At 49.2% G+C, this 20,284-nt stretch carries 22 protein-coding genes; 5 read left to right on the top strand and 17 right to left on the bottom strand.

Annotated features, from left to right (window positions below; genetic code table 11):
• Positions 1–32 precede the first annotated feature (32 nt).
• Positions 33–758 carry a rhomboid family intramembrane serine protease gene (locus tag ACQKD4_RS12060; RefSeq protein WP_214785643.1) on the top strand — a complete coding sequence of 242 codons (726 nt, stop codon included), beginning with the start codon at positions 33–35 and terminating at the stop codon, positions 756–758.
• Between the two features lie 35 nt (positions 759–793).
• On the opposite strand, the gene argF is transcribed toward ACQKD4_RS12060, so the two are convergent.
• The 10 genes from argF to ACQKD4_RS12010 form a co-directional block, all read right to left on the bottom strand.
• Positions 794–1,720, bottom strand: coding sequence for an ornithine carbamoyltransferase (argF, locus tag ACQKD4_RS12055; RefSeq protein WP_427373492.1), 927 nt, complete (start codon positions 1,718–1,720; stop codon positions 794–796).
• Entirely contained in the window at positions 1,717–4,737 is a 3,021-nt protein-coding gene (gene carB, locus ACQKD4_RS12050) for a carbamoyl-phosphate synthase (glutamine-hydrolyzing) large subunit (protein ID WP_427373490.1), read from the bottom strand. The genes argF and carB overlap by 4 nt, the downstream gene beginning before the upstream one ends.
• On the bottom strand, positions 4,730–5,782 hold the full coding sequence (locus ACQKD4_RS12045) for a carbamoyl phosphate synthase small subunit (protein WP_427373489.1): 1,053 nt from the start codon (positions 5,780–5,782) through the stop codon (positions 4,730–4,732). Before ACQKD4_RS12045 ends, carB begins: the two co-directional genes overlap by 8 nt.
• Complete coding sequence (locus ACQKD4_RS12040) at positions 5,779–6,924, bottom strand: acetylornithine transaminase (RefSeq protein WP_427373488.1); 1,146 nt, start codon at positions 6,922–6,924, stop codon at positions 5,779–5,781. The genes ACQKD4_RS12045 and ACQKD4_RS12040 overlap by 4 nt, the downstream gene beginning before the upstream one ends.
• On the bottom strand, positions 6,884–7,663 hold the full coding sequence (gene argB, locus ACQKD4_RS12035; RefSeq protein ID WP_427373487.1) for an acetylglutamate kinase: 780 nt from the start codon (positions 7,661–7,663) through the stop codon (positions 6,884–6,886). Before argB ends, ACQKD4_RS12040 begins: the two co-directional genes overlap by 41 nt.
• Positions 7,660–8,877, bottom strand: a complete 1,218-nt coding sequence (gene argJ / locus ACQKD4_RS12030; protein WP_427373486.1) for a bifunctional glutamate N-acetyltransferase/amino-acid acetyltransferase ArgJ — start codon at positions 8,875–8,877, stop codon at positions 7,660–7,662. Before argJ ends, argB begins: the two co-directional genes overlap by 4 nt.
• A gap of 11 nt (positions 8,878–8,888) precedes the next feature.
• Positions 8,889–9,914, bottom strand: a complete 1,026-nt coding sequence (argC, locus tag ACQKD4_RS12025) for an N-acetyl-gamma-glutamyl-phosphate reductase (protein ID WP_427373485.1) — start codon at positions 9,912–9,914, stop codon at positions 8,889–8,891.
• 159 nt (positions 9,915–10,073) lie between these two features.
• Positions 10,074–10,391: a hypothetical protein gene (locus ACQKD4_RS12020; protein ID WP_015880545.1), complete on the bottom strand. Its 318-nt coding sequence runs from the start codon at positions 10,389–10,391 to the stop codon at positions 10,074–10,076.
• Between the two features lie 33 nt (positions 10,392–10,424).
• The gene (locus ACQKD4_RS12015; protein ID WP_427373483.1) at positions 10,425–10,907 is read right to left on the bottom strand and encodes a hypothetical protein; all 483 of its coding nucleotides are present in this window, start codon (positions 10,905–10,907) and stop codon (positions 10,425–10,427) included.
• Positions 10,900–11,175: a 4a-hydroxytetrahydrobiopterin dehydratase gene (locus ACQKD4_RS12010; protein WP_427373482.1), complete on the bottom strand. Its 276-nt coding sequence runs from the start codon at positions 11,173–11,175 to the stop codon at positions 10,900–10,902. The genes ACQKD4_RS12015 and ACQKD4_RS12010 overlap by 8 nt, the downstream gene beginning before the upstream one ends.
• A gap of 140 nt (positions 11,176–11,315) precedes the next feature.
• On the opposite strand from ACQKD4_RS12010, the gene ACQKD4_RS12005 reads away from it, so the two are divergent.
• Both ACQKD4_RS12005 and ACQKD4_RS12000 read left to right on the top strand, forming a co-directional pair.
• On the top strand, positions 11,316–11,849 hold the full coding sequence (locus tag ACQKD4_RS12005; RefSeq protein WP_427373481.1) for a cysteine hydrolase family protein: 534 nt from the start codon (positions 11,316–11,318) through the stop codon (positions 11,847–11,849).
• 22 nt (positions 11,850–11,871) lie between these two features.
• Positions 11,872–13,317, top strand: a complete 1,446-nt coding sequence (locus tag ACQKD4_RS12000; protein ID WP_427373480.1) for a nicotinate phosphoribosyltransferase — start codon at positions 11,872–11,874, stop codon at positions 13,315–13,317.
• A 37-nt stretch (positions 13,318–13,354) separates the two neighbouring features.
• On the opposite strand, the gene ACQKD4_RS11995 is transcribed toward ACQKD4_RS12000, so the two are convergent.
• Complete coding sequence (locus ACQKD4_RS11995) at positions 13,355–13,657, bottom strand: 7TM diverse intracellular signaling domain-containing protein (protein WP_031424443.1); 303 nt, start codon at positions 13,655–13,657, stop codon at positions 13,355–13,357.
• A gap of 113 nt (positions 13,658–13,770) precedes the next feature.
• On the opposite strand from ACQKD4_RS11995, the gene ACQKD4_RS11990 reads away from it, so the two are divergent.
• Positions 13,771–14,244, top strand: coding sequence for a YwpF-like family protein (locus ACQKD4_RS11990; protein ID WP_214696006.1), 474 nt, complete (start codon positions 13,771–13,773; stop codon positions 14,242–14,244).
• 75 nt (positions 14,245–14,319) lie between these two features.
• Here ACQKD4_RS11990 and ACQKD4_RS11985 read toward each other — a convergent pair whose 3' ends face one another.
• The 3 genes from ACQKD4_RS11985 to ACQKD4_RS11975 all read right to left on the bottom strand — a co-directional run bounded on the left by ACQKD4_RS11985 (position 14,320) and on the right by ACQKD4_RS11975 (position 16,405).
• A complete protein-coding gene (locus ACQKD4_RS11985; RefSeq protein WP_214696004.1) occupies positions 14,320–14,796 on the bottom strand; it encodes a DUF456 domain-containing protein in 477 nt (158 codons plus the stop codon).
• Positions 14,797–14,806: 10 nt separating this feature from the next.
• The gene (locus ACQKD4_RS11980) at positions 14,807–15,406 is read right to left on the bottom strand and encodes a histidine phosphatase family protein (RefSeq protein WP_427373479.1); all 600 of its coding nucleotides are present in this window, start codon (positions 15,404–15,406) and stop codon (positions 14,807–14,809) included.
• 63 nt (positions 15,407–15,469) lie between these two features.
• Entirely contained in the window at positions 15,470–16,405 is a 936-nt protein-coding gene (locus ACQKD4_RS11975; protein ID WP_074034302.1) for an alpha/beta hydrolase, read from the bottom strand.
• A 173-nt stretch (positions 16,406–16,578) separates the two neighbouring features.
• Here ACQKD4_RS11975 and ACQKD4_RS11970 point away from each other — a divergent pair, with 173 nt between their 5' ends.
• Positions 16,579–17,598, top strand: a complete 1,020-nt coding sequence (locus tag ACQKD4_RS11970) for a metal ABC transporter solute-binding protein, Zn/Mn family (RefSeq protein ID WP_427373478.1) — start codon at positions 16,579–16,581, stop codon at positions 17,596–17,598.
• A gap of 38 nt (positions 17,599–17,636) precedes the next feature.
• On the opposite strand, the gene ACQKD4_RS11965 is transcribed toward ACQKD4_RS11970, so the two are convergent.
• The 3 genes from ACQKD4_RS11965 to ACQKD4_RS11955 all read right to left on the bottom strand — a co-directional run bounded on the left by ACQKD4_RS11965 (position 17,637) and on the right by ACQKD4_RS11955 (position 20,122).
• Positions 17,637–18,083: a hypothetical protein gene (locus ACQKD4_RS11965; RefSeq protein ID WP_427373477.1), complete on the bottom strand. Its 447-nt coding sequence runs from the start codon at positions 18,081–18,083 to the stop codon at positions 17,637–17,639.
• A 53-nt stretch (positions 18,084–18,136) separates the two neighbouring features.
• Positions 18,137–18,592 (bottom strand): hypothetical protein, encoded by a 456-nt coding sequence (locus ACQKD4_RS11960; protein ID WP_214695988.1) that lies wholly within the window; start codon positions 18,590–18,592, stop codon positions 18,137–18,139.
• Between the two features lie 84 nt (positions 18,593–18,676).
• Positions 18,677–20,122 (bottom strand): alanine/glycine:cation symporter family protein, encoded by a 1,446-nt coding sequence (locus ACQKD4_RS11955; protein ID WP_427373476.1) that lies wholly within the window; start codon positions 20,120–20,122, stop codon positions 18,677–18,679.
• Between the last annotated feature and the right edge of the window lie 162 nt (positions 20,123–20,284).

The raw sequence follows: 20,284 nt of genomic DNA, 5'->3' as shown, positions 1-20,284 counted from the left end.
TTCCCTATACAATTGGAGAAAGAGGTGATGTTATGTTTAGTCGTACGGAAAATGTACAAACGTTTGTACGGGCATATCCACTCGTAACGCTGTTCATTGTAATCCAACTCCTTGTGTTTGTCATCGATTCTTTCGCTCCTGGTTTACGAATTGTGTCAACAGGCGGGTCGTTTCATTTGGCACTCGCCGATGGACAATGGTATCGCTTGGTGACGGCCAACTTTATTCATTTGAGTCTCGGACACTTGCTATTTAATTCGTTTGCGCTGATCATCTTCGGACCAGCGATGGAACGCATGGTCGGGCATGTAAAGTTTGCCCTATTTTATGTCTTCGCCGGGGCACTTGCCAACTTGTTCACCTACTTCACCGTCAGTAACTTGTTTTATCTACAAGCTGGTGCGTCAGGTGCCATCTTGGCCATTCTCGGATTCTATGTGTTCATCGGTCGCTTCCGTCGCACGTTAATGCTTAGCCAAGATGCCCGCTTGGTCTATATCTTCGTCGCCATCAGTGCCGTCTTTACACTAATCGGTTCGAACGTTTCGCTTTGGGGCCACGTGTATGGCTTTTTGGCAGGATTTTTACTTGCCATTCCACTCTCACGGTATGCCGTCCCGTATACACGCCCGATGCGCTACGGGAAGTATAAGCAACGTTCTTACGCGCCCCCAATCATTCATTCCGGGGACGGAAAATGGTTCTTCTACATCATCATCGGACTGGCAGTTTTCGGTTTATTGGCACAGTTCCTATAACAAAAGGGTGACACACGGTGTGTCACCCTTTGTCGTTACGTCAATAATGTCAGCATCAAAGCCTTCTGTGCATGTAAGCGATTCTCGGCTTGATCGAATACCCATGACTGTGGTCCATCAATCACATCGGCCGTCACTTCTTCCCCGCGATGCGCCGGTAAACAATGAAGGAAAATTGCATCTGTTTTCGCAAGTGCCATCAAGTGACCGTTCACTTGGAATCCTTCGAATTTCAACAGTCGTTCATCGGCTTCCTGTTCTTGTCCCATACTCGCAAAGACGTCCGTGTAGACAACATCCGCCTCGTTCACCGCAAGCGTCGGGTCATCAAACAACGTAATACTGCCCCCAGTCGTCTGAGCCAACTTCTGTGCATTCTCATAAATCGTTTGATCGACAGTGTATCCGCTCGGCGACGCGATGCGGATATGCATCCCACTCAGCGCACCGCCAATCATGAGTGAATGCGCCATGTTGTTCCCATCTCCGATATACGTCAACACTTTCCCCGAACAACTGCCGAAATGTTCTTCAATCGTCAATAAATCCGCGAGCACTTGGCATGGGTGATGTAAGTCCGTCAATCCGTTCATAATCGGAATCGATCCGTGTTGCGCCAACGTCTCGACCGTTTCATGGGCAAACGTCCGAATCATCAATGCGTCCACATACCGACTCATCACTTGAATCGTGTCCGTCAACGGTTCCCCGCGTCCGATTTGCAAATCTTGACCACTGAGGAAGAGCGGGTATCCGCCTAGTTCGACGACACCCACCTCAAATGACATGCGCGTACGCGTCGATGCCTTCTCAAACAATAACGCAACTTTCTTGCCTGTCAGGGCGGTCGCAAAAGATTGAGGCGACTGTTTGACGTCGCGTGCCAACTGAAGCAACGCATCGAGTGTGTCCGGTGTCAGTTCTTCCATCGTCAAAAAGTGTTGCATCGTCTTTACTGTCATTTAGCTACTTCCTCTCTCATTTGAATGGACTGTAAGGATTGAACCGGATTGTCGGTCAGTGACTGACTCATTTGATAATACTGAGCCAACTGTCGTGACGAGATGATATGCACACCATTTCGGACGGCGATTTCACGTGCTTCCCGCTCGTCGGTCGCGTCCGAGAATAGTATGGCGACTTGTTGGAAATCCGTGACGTTTGCAAGTGGTGTATCCCCGAACTGTTCAAACCCTTTCCCACATGCACTCTGCGGACGGTTCATCACCCGTGTCGTTAACGCATCATACGTAAACCGTTCTGGCACATACGGGTGTGAACTGAACTGGAGGGTCTCACCTGTCGAACGCATCACTGGACCAGTCATTGGGTCGACGCCCGGCAATTTGACGTTCGAGAAAATTGGCGTCTTCACCGCATAGTTCGTCAATGTGCAAGGACTTGTCGGAACGTGATCGGCTAACGGCAAGCCGTAAGCCGCATAGGTCGCCCATTCGATTAACGGTTCGCCTGTCACTTTGCTGACAATCGGAACGGTCCGGGATGCACGCGGATTGATTTCGAGGACATAGATTGTTTCTTCGTTCAACACAAACTGAATGTTCAAGGCCCCCTTATAATCGAGTGCCTGCCCGATTCGTTTGGCGATCGACTCTACTTTTTCTTGAATCGATTCACTCGTCTCGACAGGCGGCAAGACCATCGTCGAGTCTCCCGAATGGACACCCGCCGCTTCGATTTGTTCGAGGATGACCGGCACATACACCGTTTCCCCGTCTGTCACACAATCCACTTCGAGCTCACGTCCCGCTACATATTGATCGACAAGGATTGGATAGGCAAGATTCGGTAACGCCTCTGCTAACTGTTCCTCTGAACGAATGAGCAGCATCCCTTTTCCACCAATCACATAAGACGGACGAAGGATGCATGGATAGCCGAGTCGTTGTACCGCTTCATTCAATTCTTGTTGGGAAGACACTTCCTCTCCCGGAATGTGTTCGACTTCAATCGAATCAAGGAACTGATAGAAACGTTCCCGATCTTCCATTTGATCGATGGTTTGCGCAGAGGCACCGAGCAAGTGATACCCCGCCGATTCTAATTCATGAGCGAGCGAAATCCCCGTCTGTCCTCCAAACTGAATCAACACATCGTGACATCCTTCCGCTTCTAACACATGCATGACATCCTCACTCGTCAATGGTTCCACATATAGTTTGTCCGCAATCGAGAAATCGGTCGACACGGTCTCCGGGTTATTGTTGATCATAATCGTTTCGACACCAAGTTTTTGAAGCGCCCATACCGCGTGGACTGAACTGTAGTCGAACTCAATGCCTTGTCCGATTCGAATCGGCCCTGCCCCGATGATGGCAACTTTCCGTTTGCTACTCGGCTCTACTTCAGATGTCCCGTGCCAGGAGCCATAAAAATATGGGGTCTGACTTTCAAATTCAGCGGCGCATGTGTCAATCATCTGATATACCGGCTGAATCGAAGCCGATTCCCGGAGCGTCTTGACGTCCGCGACTTGTACGTGCATGATCTCGGCAATCTGTGCGTCCGTGAATCCGAGGCGCTTCGCCTGTAATAGTCCGCTCGGTTCCGTCAAATCTTGCTTCGTCATCTGGATGATCCGCTTCAACATCTGAATGAAATGTGGGGTGATGCCCGTGATTCGCTGTAACGCGTCGCCAGACACGAGTTCACGGTCGAGCAAAGCGAGACAAGCATGAAGACGACGATCAGTCGGTGCCTCGACTTCGCTCATCAATCCTTCGACGGTAGCGTCCTGCATCCATTTCGGATAAAGCGGTGCCTGTTCAATCCCAGCGCCACGCCATGCTTTCTGCAATGCCTCTTCTAACGTTTTCCCCATCGCCATACTCTCGCCGGTCGCTTTCATTTGTGGACCGAGCGCACGGTCTGTCTCGGCGAACAAATCGAATGGGAAGCAGGGCACTTTTGCCGTGACGTAATCGAGTGCCGGTTCAAAACTTGCCATCGTGTTGATTGTGACCGGATTGATGCAACGGTCTAACGGTTCCCCAAGAGCGAGACGTGTCGCAATCTTCGCAATCGGATATCCGGTCGCTTTTGACGCGAGCGCTGAGCTCCGCGAGACACGAGGATTCACTTCGATCACGTAGTACTCTGACTTCGTCGGATGAACGGCGAACTGAATGTTACAGCCACCAATCACACCTAATTCGGATACGATTCGGAACGAAGCACTCCGCAACGTTTGATGCATCTGATCCGATAACGTTTGTGCCGGTGCGAATACGACGGAGTCCCCCGTATGCACACCGACCGGGTCAATGTTTTCCATGTTGCAGACGATAATGCACGTTCCGAACGCATCGCGCATCACTTCATATTCAAACTCTTTATAGCCGGCGATACTCTTCTCGACTAAACATTGTGAAATCGGACTCGCTTCAAGACCACGACGCGCCATCGTATATGCTTCTTCTTCCGTCGTCGCGATGCCGCCACCTGTTCCACCGAGCGTAAAAGCTGGTCGAACGATGAGTGGGACACCCGTCGTCTTGATGAAAGCTGTCAATTCTTCAATCGATTCAATCGTCGTCGACGACGGAATCGGTTCATGTAACAGCTCCATCTTTTGTTTAAATCGTTCACGGTCTTCTCCATCACGAATCGTCTCAAGTGACGTCCCGAGTAGTTCGACCTCATATTGCGCCAATACTCCGGCTTCCTCGAGATCGAGCGCCAAGTTCAATGCCGTCTGTCCACCGACTGTCGCGAGTACGTGAGTCGGACGTTCTTTCTCGATGATCGCGGTCGCTTTTTGTACGGTCATTGCTTCGATATACGTCGCATCTGCCATCCCAGGGTCCGTCATGATTGTCGCAGGATTGGAGTTCAATAAGACAACTTCACAACCGGCTTCACGAAGCGCTTGGCACGCTTGCGTTCCGGAATAATCAAACTCTGCGGCCTGCCCGATCACGATTGGTCCTGAACCAATAACGAGTACTTTTTTATGCATACACGTTCACTCCTTGCTGAATCATTTCATCGAAACGGTCGAATGCGGATTGCGCATCGGTTGGTCCCGGACTCGCTTCTGGATGGAACTGCGTCGTGAACAGGCGCCCATTCGGATGAACGAGCCCTTCAACCGAATGATCATTCACGTTCTCATAGAGCAGTTCGAGCGGGCTTTGTTCGATACTCATACGCTCGACCACATAGCCGTGGTTTTGTGACGTCATCCACACTTCGTTCGTCTTAACGTTTCGAACCGGATGATTCGAGCCCCGATGACCATATGTTTGTTTCTCAATTTTGCAACCGAACGCGAGGGCGAGTAGCTGATGCCCCATGCAAATCCCGAGTGTCGGATACGATAGCGCCAATTCGCGAATGACTTCAATCCGTCCAAGATGGTCTCGCGGGTCCCCAGGGCCATTCGATACTAAAATCGCATCCGGTCGTAACGACGTAATGACATCTTTCGCCGTATCATATGGAACAGTCGTCACGCGATAACCACGCTTCACGATTTCTCCAACCATTGATGCCTTCACTCCGAAGTCGAGACAGACGACATGTCCTTTCTCACCATTGCCTTCTAGAACCTGAGAAGTCGTCGTGACACGCTCTGTCAGATGATTGACAGGTTGAGTATCGATGTTCACATCTGGGTTTGATGACATGACTCCGAATTGATCCCCTTCTTCGCGTAACACATGGACGAGGGCACGTACATCGACTTGTGAAAGTACCGGAATTCCTTCCTCTTCAAACCATTCCTTCAATGCAGGGCGATCCCCGTGGTTTGCCAGTGTCTGAACGAGGACGCCAGCCGCTTGAATGCGAGCACTTTCGTTCCCGTCTAATTCCAGTCCATATTGTCCAATCAGCGGGTAAGTGAACGCGATGATTTGTCCTGCGTATGACGGATCGGTCAACACTTCTTGATAACCCGTCATCCCGGTGAAGAACACGACTTCGCCACTTGCGTGTCGTGCACTCGTCTCCCAAGTTCCTGTAAATTGCATCCCGTTCAATAGGCTGATGCTTCCGTTCATACGACGCCCTCCTTCTGTAAGATGTGTTCAAGTTTCGTGAATGCCTCGTCGATTTCGGATTTCGTGACCAAGAGTGAGGGGAGAAAACGAATGACATGGGGACCCGCCATCACGACCAATAACCCTGCCTCCGCCAGTTGCGTGACCCACTCAGCTACCGGTTCTGTCGAAACCAGTCCAATCATCAATCCAAGTCCTCTCACTTCTACGAAGCGTTCTCCGTCCACGAATCGGGCGAGCCCCTCCTTCAAGTAATCCCCCATGTCTTTAACATGTTGAAGGGACGTTTGTGTGAAGAGAACATCGAGCGTCGCTTCTGCCGCTGCCATCGCCAACGGATTTCCACCGAAAGTCGAACCATGACTCCCTGGCCCAAAGAACGCCGTCGCTTCTTCGGTCGTCAACATCGCCCCGACCGGTATGCCGCTCCCTAACCCTTTCGCCAACGTGACAATATGAGGTTGAAGCGGTGTTTGTTCGAAGGCGAAACGTGTTCCGGTACGAGCGATGCCGGTCTGCACTTCATCGACGACGATTTTCACGTCATACTTATCTGTCATTTCTTGCAACGCCTGTAACCACGATTGATCCGCCACGACGACACCGCCTTCGCCTTGCACGATCTCGAGCCAAACAGCGGAAGTTTCTTCATCGATTAAGTCTAGTGCATGCATATCGTTGAATGGTGCATGAATGAAATCGTCCACCATCGGTCCAAATCCTTGTTTCACTTTATCTTGCCCGGTCGCCCCGAGCATCGCGAATGTGCGTCCATGGAACGACTGAGTGAAGGTGATGATTTTCGTCTTCTTCGTCCACTTGCGTACCAACTTGAAGGCCGCCTCATTCGCTTCTGTTCCGCTGTTACAAAAGAAGGCTTGCGTGAGATGTGTTCCTTCCATCAATTTCTCTGCAACCCGCTGCTGACCAGATATCATATATAAGTTTGATGTATGCCACACTTGATTCAATTGCTCTTCAATCTTTTGTTGCACGTATGGATGACGATGTCCTGTCCCACACACGGCAATCCCCATCACAAAGTCTAAGTACGTGTTTCCTGATCCATCCGTCACGTATGATCCGCTCGCTTTCGCGATCTCAATCGTTCGTGGTCCGTATGTCGGTAAAAGCGAATTCATAGTTCCCCTCCCATAATCTTGTCCCTTCCAATGTTGCGTCACTGCCATCTCGGATACGGGCACTTTTGACCCCACCTGTCACTGCTGCTAGTAATGCCTCTACTTTCGGTACCATCCCGCCATAGATTTCTCCATTCGCAATCGCTTCTTGCAAGTCACGCTCATGTAGCATTGTTTGGAATTCACCATGAATACGAATGCCATTCACATCTGTCAGAAGTTCGAATTCGTCCGCTTGTAACGAAACAGCAAGTGCCACCGCACAATCATCGCCGTTACAGTTCAGCGGTCCGTCCGCACTCGCAATCACCGACGTCACGACCGGCACATGACCAGAATCCATTAATCGTTCGAACACGTCATTTCGAATCGCTACCACCTCACCAACTTTCCCGAGGCCGGTGAGTCGGTGACCAACAATCGCATTCCCGTCGACACCTGATAAGCCAAACGCATCGATGTCATGTTGTGTCAGCGTCGACACGACATCTGTCTGCATTTCCCCAGCCAATACTCGCCAAGCCCCAATCAATACTTCGTCTGTCGTCACGCGACGTCCGTCTAAAAAGAACGGTTCAATCTGTTGAGACGTACAGTACGAAGATAGTTTTGGTCCACCCCCGTGAACGATGAGCAGTTCATTCCCCGCTTCAATCCAGTCACGCCACTCCTCAAAGTACTCAGGTGAAATCGAGTCCCAGACGCTACCGCCCAGTTTGATGATTTTTCGCTTCTTCATGTCCGATAACTCGCATTGATTTTGACGTAGTCATATGTCAAATCACACCCGTATGCCTGACCGCTTCCTTCCCCGTCATTCAAGTCGACCGTGATGGTGACGACATCCCGACTCATCTCTTCTGTCGCATACGCCTCATCGAACCAGACAGGGGTACTGTTCTGAAGGACGAGTTGACTACCGATGTGAAGATCGATTGCTCCGATGTTCACCGGGAACGGAACGGCACCGATGGCGGCAATCACTCTTCCCCAGTTGGCATCTTGGCCGTACACCGCTGTCTTCACGAGAGAAGATCCGACGATTTGCTTAGCGATTGTTCGAGCCTCTTGGTCGGATGTGGCGCCACTGACATGGACTTCAATGAGTTTTGTCGCCCCTTCCCCATCTTTCGCAATCGCTTTGGCAAGGTCTAGACATACCTCTGTCAACGCCTGTTGGAACGCCTCATGTGCTAAAGTTCCCTCTTTCATTTCTTCCATTTCTAGTGCTCCGCTCGCCATGACGAGTACCATATCGTTCGTCGAACTATCTCCGTCTACCGTGATGTTGTTGAACGAGGCGTCGACACTTTTCTTTAGCGTTTGTTGCAAAAGCTCTGGTGCGATGACGGCATCCGTCGTGACGAATCCGAGCATCGTCGCCATGTTCGGATGAATCATCCCCGATCCTTTGGCGACCCCCGCGATGGTCACGGTCGCTTCTCCCTCTTCGTACTGGACGCTCGTCTGTTTCGTCCCAGTATCGGTCGTCAAAATGGCTTCAGCGAAGGATTGTCCACCTTCCCACGCGTCTGTCGGTTTCAGATGACCGATTCCATTAACGAGCGGGGGCATCGGGAGCGGCTGACCGATGACACCTGTCGAGGCGACCGCCACCTCTTCCGGCTTCACTCCTAGTTGTGTCGCTGTCACGTCACGCATCGTATAGGCGTCTGTCAATCCTTGTTCTCCTGTACACGCGTTCGCATTACCACTATTGATCAATACCGCCCGAATGTAACCATTTGATTCGGCCAGTGATGCTTTCGTCACTTGAATCGGTGCCGCTTGAAAGTGATTTGTCGTATAGACCGCTGCCGTACTCGATGGTCGTTCACAAACGAGTAACGCCAAATCCTTACGTTTTCGTTTTAGTCCCGCATGGATTCCACACGCTTGAAACCCTTTCGGTGATACAATGCCCAGCTTTTTAGTCGCCATGATGTCGATCATGCTTCATCCTCCTAAATGTATTGTGGTTGACTCAACAGTCCGATCGTTTCTTCGAGTCCGAATCGAGCGTTCGCATTTTGCAGTGCTTGCCCAGCCGCCCCTTTTTGCATATTGTCGATGACCGACACAATGGTCAGTCGATTCGTCCGTTCTTCTTTGTACACCCAGAGATCGCAGTAATTCGAACCGACGACCGACTTGATTTCAGGTTCACCTTGCTGCACTCGGATGAATGGTTCGTCTTCATACGCGCTCTGAAGACGGTCTACCCACTCATCTTCTGAAGCGTCATCGTTCGGGTGAACCGTGATTGTCGCCATGATGCCTCGATTGATCGGTAACAAATGCGTCGACATCGAGACAGTTGTTCTTTTCTCACTCCATGTATTCAGCGTCTGCTCAATTTCAGGAATGTGCTGATGGGAATGAATTCTATACAATTGCACGTTCTCATTCGATTTGGCGTGATGTGTCTTCTCACTCAATCCCTTGCCCGCACCTGTGATTCCTGAACAAGCAGAGACGATGATATGCGCGGGATTGATCCAATCATTCTGAACAAACGGTAACAAAGCGAGCGATACGGCTGTCGCATAACAACCAGGATTTGAAATCCATTTCGCGGTCGAGAGCTTGTCTCGATTCCACTCGGTCAATCCGTAAACAGCCTCTGCTTGAATGATTTCGTTGACAGGTGGCTTCCCGTACCACGTTTCATACAAGTTGGATGGTAATCGCAAGTCCCCACTCAAATCGATGACCACCCCATCAAAAGATTCCAACTGTCGTATATAGTCAGCGGATACGCCACTCGGTGTCGCAAGGAACAACACATCGATTCCTGCTAAGGCCTCCACTTGAAACGGCTCGAGTTTTTGTGCACCCGCCTGTAACCACGGATACAGTTCCGATAAGGTCATTCCGGCGCGCGAATCGCTGATTGCTTTTTCTAAATGGATAGTCGGATGTTGTTCGATCAGCTTCAACAATTCCAACCCGGCATAACCTGTTACGCCGACAATGCCACACGTGATCATCTCTCTACCTCCCCTAAAGAATAAAATGATTGAACCATATGCATATTTATTCTGTCAATTGTATTTTTATTCATATAAGACAGCGAACTTTCACGATCGCTTGTGTAGTAAGGCTTTGGAGCATAAAAAAAGTCCGATGCATCTGCATCGGACCTGTGATTAGATTTGATTTTTATGACGAGCCTCTTGAAGCGCATCGACTAAGTCTTTCACGTCTTCGACGAGGTTTTGAATCGTATCTTGGTTTTCTTCGTAGAGCGATTTCCATTCCATGACTCGGTCTTTCAAGTTGCCTTTCGATGACGCTTGAAGACCGACTGCATGTGCCTCAGTCGACGTGTTCGATGACTTCAACTTCGACTTGATGCCTTTCAATTGTCTCACTTGTTGATCGCGTGTTTCGCTATGGAGAAGTGATGCCGCTGCGCCGATTACTGCGCCCGCAGCCATCCCCAACCAGAAATAATTCTTGTTCATAAAAATCCTCCCCTAACATGACGTTATCTTTTATTATAGATTATCTGACTCGGTGACGACATAGTGTTTTATAACAGGACCTCCACCGCGCTGTTCGACCGCCCGTTTCAGACGATCTTCAAGCACCGCGTAGTCCGCTGTATCTCGGAAGTGTTTCCCTCCAGATGTAAATTGAATGAATACGACCGCATGATTGTCGTCCGGGTCGACACCTAGACGATACGCCGAAAACCCATCATGACCGACCCCGAGCGGTGCCTTTTCCGTCAACAACTGATGAAACAGGAGCGAACGGGCATTTTCATCCGTCGGCACGTTTGCATATAAAATATTTCCTTTTTTGACGAATTCGCCAGATGCCTCTTCAATCTCAAACACTTTTCCACTCTTGAACGGAGACTTCTCTCCTTCTGCGAGCAGAATCGTTTCATGTCCATTTGCCGCAATGACACCCGGCTCTTTCCGGAGACGCTCAGCCACACTACCTGACGCGAAGGTCATATACAGTTTAGACAAGCTCCTCACACCCTTTCGCGAGCGTGATGTCTTTCTCCGTGATGCGCCCTTCGTCATGGGTCGATACGGTCAATGTCACGTTCCGATACTCAATCAAGATATTCGGATGATGGTCGAGCGATTCAGCCAAATCCGCGACGAGATGGACGAACTGGATGGCTTCCGGGAATGTCTCAAGCCGATATGTCTTCTGAATCTCCCCGTTCACTTCTTCCCAACCGTTTAAACGTGACAGTTCATCTGTCAATTCACTTTGTGATAATACCATCGTCACAATCCCCTTTCCCTATACAGTCTACTGTCTTAATCTACCCAAACCGAAGAAAAATAATCTTCCGCGCATGATGTATAATGATTTAGAATGAGATGGATAGCCATCATTTTGATTACGAGAGAGGAGCATCTCCCATGCGCGCATTGATTGTTATAGATTATACATTTGATTTTATCGCAGACAGTGGTCGTTTGACTTGTGGGAAACCCGGGCAAGAGATTGAAGAACGGATTGTCGAGTTAATCAAAACGTTCTCGACTGAGGATTATGTTGTCATCGCGAACGATGTCCATGATGCAGGCGACACGTTCCATCCTGAAACGACGTTGTTCCCACCTCACAATATTCGTGGGACGGAAGGTCGTGAATTGTATGGTGCAGTGAAAGAAGCATCCAAAACAGCCGACCATTGGATCGACAAGACACGGTACAGTGCGTTTGCCGGAACAGACCTTGACCTTCGTCTTCGGGAACGTGGGATTACAGAAGTTCATCTTGTCGGTGTCTGCACAGACATTTGTGTGCTCCATACAGCCGTAGATGCCTACAACCTCGGTTATCAAATCGTCGTCCACGCCGATGCCGTCCAAAGCTTCAACCCGGTCGGTCATGAATGGGCGCTCGAACATTTCGTCACGACTCTCGGTGCGACCGTCGTCGAAAAGTGACGTAAAACAGAAAGGAAAACATATGTTACATCGCAATTTAGCACTTCACACAGACCTTTATCTCCCACGCTGGATGTATATCTACTGGAAGCAAGGTCGTCATAACGAAAAGGTCGTCTTTGACCTGTATTACCGCTCGAACCCGTTCAGCGGTGGCTATGTCGTCTTCGCCGGACTCGAAAACATTGTCCACTATTTGGAGAACGTCTCGTTCACAGAAGAAGACATCGCTTATTTAAAAGCGCAGCTCGGTTTCGAAGACGAGTTCGAAGATGTGTTACGAAACTTTAAGTTCACTGGTTCACTATATAGTGTCCGTGAAGGAGAGGTCATCTTCCCGCACGAGCAAGTCGTTCGGATTGAATCGACCATCTTTGAAGCAAAACTGTTCCAAACGGCGCTACTCAATATCGCGAACCACGAATCACTCATCGCAACGAAGTATGCCCGGATTCGTCAGGCCGCTCCGAACGAGACACTCCTTGAAGGAGGAGCACGTCGCGCGCAAGGCATCGATGCCGCCTATTACGGGACACGCGCCGCTTATATCGCTGGCTTTGACGTGACGAGTCTCGTTTCTGCAGGACGCGATTTCGACGTGCCGACAGGAGGGACGATGGAACATGCGGACATTCAGTTCCATGATGATGAATTGAGTGCATTCCGTTCGTTCGCAGAGATGTATCCGGACAACACAAGTCTCTTGATTGATACGTATGACACACTCAAATCCGGACTTCCGAACGCGATCACGGTCGCAAAAGAACTCGAGGCGAAAGGACACCGCCTCAAGTCTGTACGACTCGATTCAGGTGACCTCGCTTATCTGTCAAAACGTGCTCGGAAAGCATTGAATGAAGCCGGTCTCGACTATGTCAAAATCGTCGTATCTGGTGATTTAGATGAATACGTCATTCAAGACTTACGCATGCAAGGTGCAGAAGCCGATACGTTCCTCGTCGGGACGCGTGGAATCACGGCTTACGAACAACCTGCGCTCGGCATGGTCTATAAATTGGTCGCTCGTGAGGATGAATCCGGAGAATTAAAACCGGTCATCAAAGTGTCTTCTTCTAAAGTGAAGACGACGACCCCTCATAAAAAAGAGTTGTACCGCATCATCGACAAGGAAACGAAAAAGTTCAAAGGGGACTATATCGCCCTTGCCGACGAACCTGTCGAATCGTATAGCGAAATCGACTTGATTGACGTCCGCGACCCTGCCTTCAAAATCAAGACACGCAACTTTAACGTCAAACGGTTGCTACAACCAATTTTCCTCGATGGAAAACGTGTATACGAGCTTCCAAGCACAACCGAGATTCGCGCTTACCATCATGAACAGATGAACGGTCTCTGGGAAGAGTATAAGCGCCTCCGTTTACCGGAAGTGTACTCGGTGACGTTCAGTAAGCCACTTTGGGATTTAAAACTCGATATGATTCGCAAGACGCGCGTACCGAAATAAAAAAACGGTTGTGGGCATATGTCCCACAACCGTTTGCTTATACCATCGTCATCTCGCCTGCTTGGCTTTGATCTTCTTTTCTCCGAAAGTAAAGCGCCATCGACAAAGAGAGCAATATCAAGACAAAGTAGACGGTTCGTTGCCAAAACGTCGCTTCGGTGTCCCCTTGGAACAGTGCAATGATATAATCGCTCCCACTGACTAAAAATAATCCGGCCAGCAAAAGAAAGATTCGATAGCCGGCCCGACTCCGCTCCCGTTTCACTTTGAAGAAAAGGACACCATAGTAGACGATCGCGAGAATCGTCACATACCCGATTACGCCAACAACCCAACTCATCTTGATGCCTCCCTCACTCTCTATTTTTCTGTTTCTTCCCCGTTATCTTAACACATTCTATTCGTCTGACTATGTTAAGATGGTCTAAAGAAAACGCGGAAAGGAACGATCCTATGAAAACGTTTCGCCTCGTCCAAGTCCGTCTCGTCCAAGACGAGTACGGCAATGAACTCAATTTACCAATCGATTTGCTCGACGGGTTGATCATCTCGAAAGAACATGATTCAGAATGGTTGCTCGAGATGCTCGTGCCGACCGAATCGGCCGTCACGCTTCACCATTACTTAAACAAACGAATCCTCATCCTCGCTGAAGCCATCATTACATCTCCGACGAATGCGCCTGCCGCACTCGCCTTGACCTTCACGAGTGAACGAGCCTTGAGCGATCACCATACGTTCGTCGCCGAGGGACTCATGTTGAATCCAAAACAAGATGCGACGAAACAAGTGCTCGACTCTCTCATTCAAGAAGGGGTCGCCACGTCGAATTTGAAACCCGCCTTCTTCGAGAAGAAAGTGGAGATCCAACAATCGTTCAGTCGCTCTGCCTTCAATCAATTGGTCAAAACCGGGTCATTCGAGTAATCGAATGGCCTTGTTTTTTCTTTCCCCAAAATGATTCCCTTCTCAAACAAAAAAGACGGAGAAAGGACCTCCGCCTCACACATAAATAAAGAACAAGATGACCATCATCGTCATTCCAATCACTTTCAATAGCGTGCTGCCGAGAAAAGCAAGAACTGTTCCGACACCGATACTCCATGCTTCACGTGTCGTCTTTCCGAGTGTCAACTCCGCCAAAAATGCGAAGACAAATGGGAAGATGAGGACCCCGACGAGCGGGAAAATGAACGGTCCGGCAATCAAGCCGATGGTCGCGCCCCATTTCGCCCGTTCTGACCCTCCACGTTTATCCACTGTAGCTCTGGTGACAACGTAGTCCACCACAAACAAGAAGATGAGGAAGACCGACTGCCATACCCAGAATGTCCAAGTTAACGGCTCAAATGAAAAACCAAATCCGTAAATCATGTATCCGATAAACAAGAACAGGACGCTCGGGATGACCGGGTAAATGAGTCCGGCAAAAGCGACCACAAATGATGCGATGATGAATACCCATAATAAGGTCGTCATGACAGTCTCCTCATTTCATGATGGTCGGGTCGGTGATATGGTCTGCAACATTAATCGCCTTCACCTCAAACTGGCCATGTTGATGGATGATATAGTTCGAGCAGGCGTTTCGCATCGCATGACGGAACGTATACGTGTCATCGATTGCCGAGAGCGCTGCTTTAATCGCATGTGAATGGCAGACGACAATGATCCGTTTCCCGGGATACATTTCTACTAAATGTTCCATTCCTTCTAGGACGCGAGCGCGCATCTCATCCTCTGACTCGAGACCCGGAACGCGACGCTCGTCATCAGCCTGCACCGCTTCATAAATACCTTTCACAGGTTGTCCGGACGCTGCTCCAAACTCGCGTTCAATAAATCGCTCGTCCAATCGAATCGCATCATGCTCGATTCCACAGGCTGTCGCAATTGCCTGTGCTGTATGGACCGCCCGCGTTAATGGACTAGAAACAATGAGATCCCACGTTTCTTGACTCAAAAAAGCTGCACTCTCTTCTGCCTGTTGACGTCCGAGTGTATTCAACGGATTGTCTTCACGACCTTGAATAATTTCTAAACGATTCCAATCGGTCTGACCGTGTCTCACTAAACATAACTCTGTCACTGCTTCCACTCCTTACTCTTTCAATCATCCCCCATCGTACCATCTTCCCTAAAAATCGCAACTTCAGACAAGGCATTCGTCAATGAAACGGTTGATCCGTGCCATCAACTGCTCTTCTTTGATCGGGTTGTCCGATTGTAGGAAACTCGCCAGCGAATGTGTCCCATTCGGAAACGAGATAAGCTGAACGTTCGCGCCGACATCACTCGCATGTTCGACGAAGTGAAGCGCTTGACCGAACGGCACAATCGGGTCTTTCTTTCCGTGTAACAGTAAAATAGGTGGGGCATCGGCATATAAATGGGAGACTGGTGAGCATTTCACCATCAGTTCACGCCATTCTTCACGGCTTCCCTCGTAAAACTTCAAATGAGCTAGCCATGTTTGAATGAATTTGAACAACAAGAAGTTCGTCGGTGGATATAAGGCGATAACTCCTTTGATTGTCGGAAGGTCATCCCCGAGTTCCCCTACAAATTGTTTGTGACGATCAAGCGCAGTAGCGAGCATTAAAGCTGCTCCAGCAGAGTCGCCCCACACGAGTAACTGACTTGTATCGAGGGTGAGCAATGATTCATGCTGTTTTAAATAGCTAAGCGCATCCGAGACATCGATAATATTATCAGGGAAATACACTCCGTCCTCAAACAAGCGATAATCGATACTGACAACGGCGATCCCTTTCCCCAAAAAGTGATCGAGTAACGGATGGAACAGCGTGACCATGCTGCGGCTCCCTCTCACAAATGCCCCCCCATGTGCATAGACCGCTACCGGGAACGGTCCCTCTCCTGGCGGAAGATATAAATCAAATTGGAGCGGACGATCATTGACAATCTTATACGTATACGTGTGGCGCCGGCGTGTTGTCGGTCGAATCGGCAATTCGGGCTCTTGCCATCTGACAAGTGACCCATACTGACTCCACACGCTAGCCCCGGCTGCCGTCGCCGCGGCCAGTGCCGCACCCCCGACAAACCAGGCAGTCTCCTTTCTCATACAATCCACTCCTCGTTCCTTTTTTTAATCATATTCCCGCTTTTTTCAAAAATCTATCCATCAGAAGTCGGACTTGACGTGCTCCGAAGGTCACACTATAATATTACTCGCAGTCATAAAACGTAACAGTTACGATTTAATATTCAGATAATTTGAAAGGTGGACGATGGAAGATGAAGAAGACTTGGCTAGGCGCTGTCGCGGTCGGCACGCTTTTACTTGGCGCGTGTGGAAATACCGAAGGAGACAACGCATCCGAATCGACAGATCAGAAACTAACGGTCTACGCTTCGACTTTTGCCTTAAAATCAATGGCAGAGGAAATCGGTGGTGACCGTGTCAACGTGGAAATGGTCATCCCACCTGGAGCAGACCCACACACATATGAGCCGACTTCTAAACAGATGACTCAAATTGCAGAAGCGGACCTCTTTTTGACAATCGGCCATGACCTCGAACCTTACGTCGAGTCCATGGAGAAGAGCTTAGAAGGACAGAACGTCGCTTTCGTCAAAACGGCAGAGGACGTGACGTTGCTTGATGCAGCAGATACCGTCCATGTTCATGGCGAGGATGAACATTCTGAGGACGAACATGCTCACGAAGAAGAAGGTCATGCCGAGGATGAGCACGCTACCGAAGAAGAAGCGCATGCGGAAGACGAGCACGACCACGGACAATATGATCCTCATGTTTGGCTCGATCCAACGAACGCTGTGTCGATGGCAGAAGCTGTCGAAGCAGCTTTCAGTGAAGAAGCACCAGACTATAAAGACGAGTTCTCAGAACGGTTGAGTGCATTTAAAGACGAAGCGAATACCCTCGATGCAGAATTGAAAGCAGCAGTTGAGAATGGTTCGAAGTCGGAGTTACTCGTGACACACGCAGCATATGGCTATTTGGCTGAACGATATGGTTTCGATCAGTTGCCGATCGCCGGCCTCACACCTTCTGAAGAACCGTCACAACAAGCCCTCAAACGAATCATCGAAGAAGCGCGTCTCCACGATTTGAACTATATTGCTTTCGAAGATACGGTCACACCAAAAGTGGCTGAGGTCGTGAAGCAAGAAATCGGCGCAGAAAGCGTAACGATCTACAACTTGGAATCTGTCACAAAAGAACAGATGGACAAGAGCTATTTTGACTTGATGCGTGAAAACGTCAAGGCACTCGCGACAGCCTTGAAATAATCAAAATCCCGAAACGAATTGATTCGTTTCGGGATTTTTTATACTTCGATCCGGCGGTCCAGCGTTTTCATCGTGACGAAAAGAAGGAGCAGGAGTGATACGGTCACACTCATCATCCATACGTCCCCATTCATGAAGGAGGACCACTCCCAGTTATCCGTGCTCAGTCCGAACCACACTTGACTGATGACGACTCCGCTTAGGCCCATCACACTAAAACGAAACCATGTCATATTTGGAACGAACCGTTTGCTGACGAAGTAACTATTCAACACCAAAAGACTAACATAAGCGATGAACAGCAAACTCCACGCTGTGTCAAACAGGGTCGGTACTGTTACGCCCGCTACAGCATACCCCCACGTCACCAAGAATACGATGAACAAGATGAGTGTGATGCGATAAAGTGATCTGCGTTTCGTTTGATAGGCGAGAAACGGGTTGATGAGAATACCAAGCCAAATGAGTGTGCCGAACACGTCCATGATCGAATCCCCATTTATCCATTTTTTTACATTATACCATGGTGGATTCATCTTTACTCATAATAAATGAGGACAAGTTCTTCTTGGGATGCGGCCGTCTCGCAGAACTGTTGCAACTTTGTCCAATCTTCCCAAATCGTCTCAAACTCATCTTTCGGTACGAGTGCCATATCTTTCACATCGTCCCGTCCGAACGCATGCAACGTGTCTTTGACGATGTGAAGCAACTGTGGGGTCAAAATCCCGACCACGACTGCCTGTGCTTCATTCACAATTAACTCCTCACCGACGAGCGCCATTTCCATATTGTATGTGTCAGCCCCATCGATATACACCTCGATTTGACTGAGCACGCGTTGAAACGATTCGACATTCGGGAGCGTTAACGTGTCGTCCCGATCACGGTATTGCTCATGCATATGAATCAACCAGTCTAAAATCATCTCCGGATCTTGATTAAATGACACCCAAACTTCTGGGGAAACACGTACATAATGCGTCGTCTCCATACATGAACGCCCCCTTTTTATGACATTACCCGTCTTGTATACGTAAAAAAACCGCCTACGTGAATTCGTAGACGGTTCCATTCATTAAGAACGACTTGTTCCTGTTTTTTGTTCTTCTGTTTCGCTTTCCCAAGCTTCTACATACTCACGACCTGGAAGGTTTTCTACCGAGTCGACATAGAAGACCGGATCTTGTCCTGCTCGACGCTGTGACAAGTAGTCGTCAAGAACGGCTCGAGCCACTTTCGCCAAGCGGAAGATCGCGTACAAGTTGACGAGTGCCATGAGACCCATGAACACGTCAGCAATCGACCAGACGAGACCAGCAGAGCGGACCGCACCAAACAAGACCATTCCGACAACACCGATGCGATAGAGCGTGACATAGATTTTTTTGTCCGAGATGAACTGAATGTTCGTCTCGCCGTAGTAGTAGTTACCAAGAATCGAGCTGAACGCGAACAAGAAAATCGCAATCGTCAAGAACGATGTCGCGACCGAACCGACTTCTGCTGTCAATGCCGCTTGCGTCAATTCGACACCTGCAAACGATTCTGAACCTGCAACACCTGAAATCAAGATGATCATTGCTGTCGACGTACAGACGAGCAATGTATCCACGAATACGCTGAACGATTGAATCAAACCTTGCTTAACAGGGTGTGATACTTCCGCTGTCGCAGCGGCGTTCGGCGCAGAACCCATCCCTGCTTCGTTTGAGAAGAGACCACGACGAATCCCTTGGAGTACCATCGCACCGATTGCACCACCGAAGAGTTGCTCGATTCCAAGAACTCCTTCTGAGAAGATGAGGCTGAATACGTCTGGTAAGAGGGATACGTTTGTCACCATGATCCAAATCGCGAGCAAAATGTAGCCACCCGCCATGACTGGAACTATGATGCTCGACAAGAGCGCGATTGATTGAATACCACCGAATACGACAATCGCTGTGACAATCGCGAGGACAACCCCGACGACTGTCGTGCTGATGCCGAATTGGTTACTCACAGAAAGTGAAATCGTGTTCGACTGAACAGAGTTAAACGCAAACCCGAACGAGAACGTGATTAAAATCGCGAACAAGACACCGAGCCAACGTTGACCGAGCGCACGCTCCATGTAGTAAGCCGGACCTCCGCGCCATGTGCGTCCGTCACGAATTTTATACACTTGTGCCAATGTACTTTCGACAAATGCAGATGCCGCTCCAATCAAAGCGATGAGCCACATCCAAAAGACTGCCCCTGGGCCACCTAGCGCAATCGCTGTCGCCACACCGGCAATGTTTCCTGTTCCGACACGTGCTGCCGTCCCGATTGCAAACGCTTGGAACGAAGACACTTGGCCTTTCTCACGTTCTGTACCTTCTTTAAACAAAAGGCGGAACATCTCAGGAATCATGCGGAACTGAACGAAGCCCATACGGACCGTGAAATAAAGACCTAATGCGACAAGTACGACGATGAGCACTTGTGACCATAACAAATCGTTCGCCTGCGAAACGAGGTTCTCTACAAATTTCTCCATACTAATCCTCCATCATTCTAAAAATCTCAACAGAAAAAGTCATGTTAACTTTTTTAACATGACTAGAATTATAGGTAAATTATACGAAAATTGCAATATTAATTCGTTTTCTCGTATATATGAACTTCCTTCAAATCGTATCTCACCAACAAAAAACGAATC

The sequence above is a fragment of the Exiguobacterium sp. NPDC077395 genome, assembly GCF_050269125.1.
GTDB classification, from domain to species: Bacteria; Bacillota; Bacilli; order Exiguobacteriales; family Exiguobacteriaceae; genus Exiguobacterium; species Exiguobacterium aestuarii_A.
Note: the sequence above shows the minus strand (reverse complement) of the source record. Positions and strands in the feature narration are given on the sequence as shown.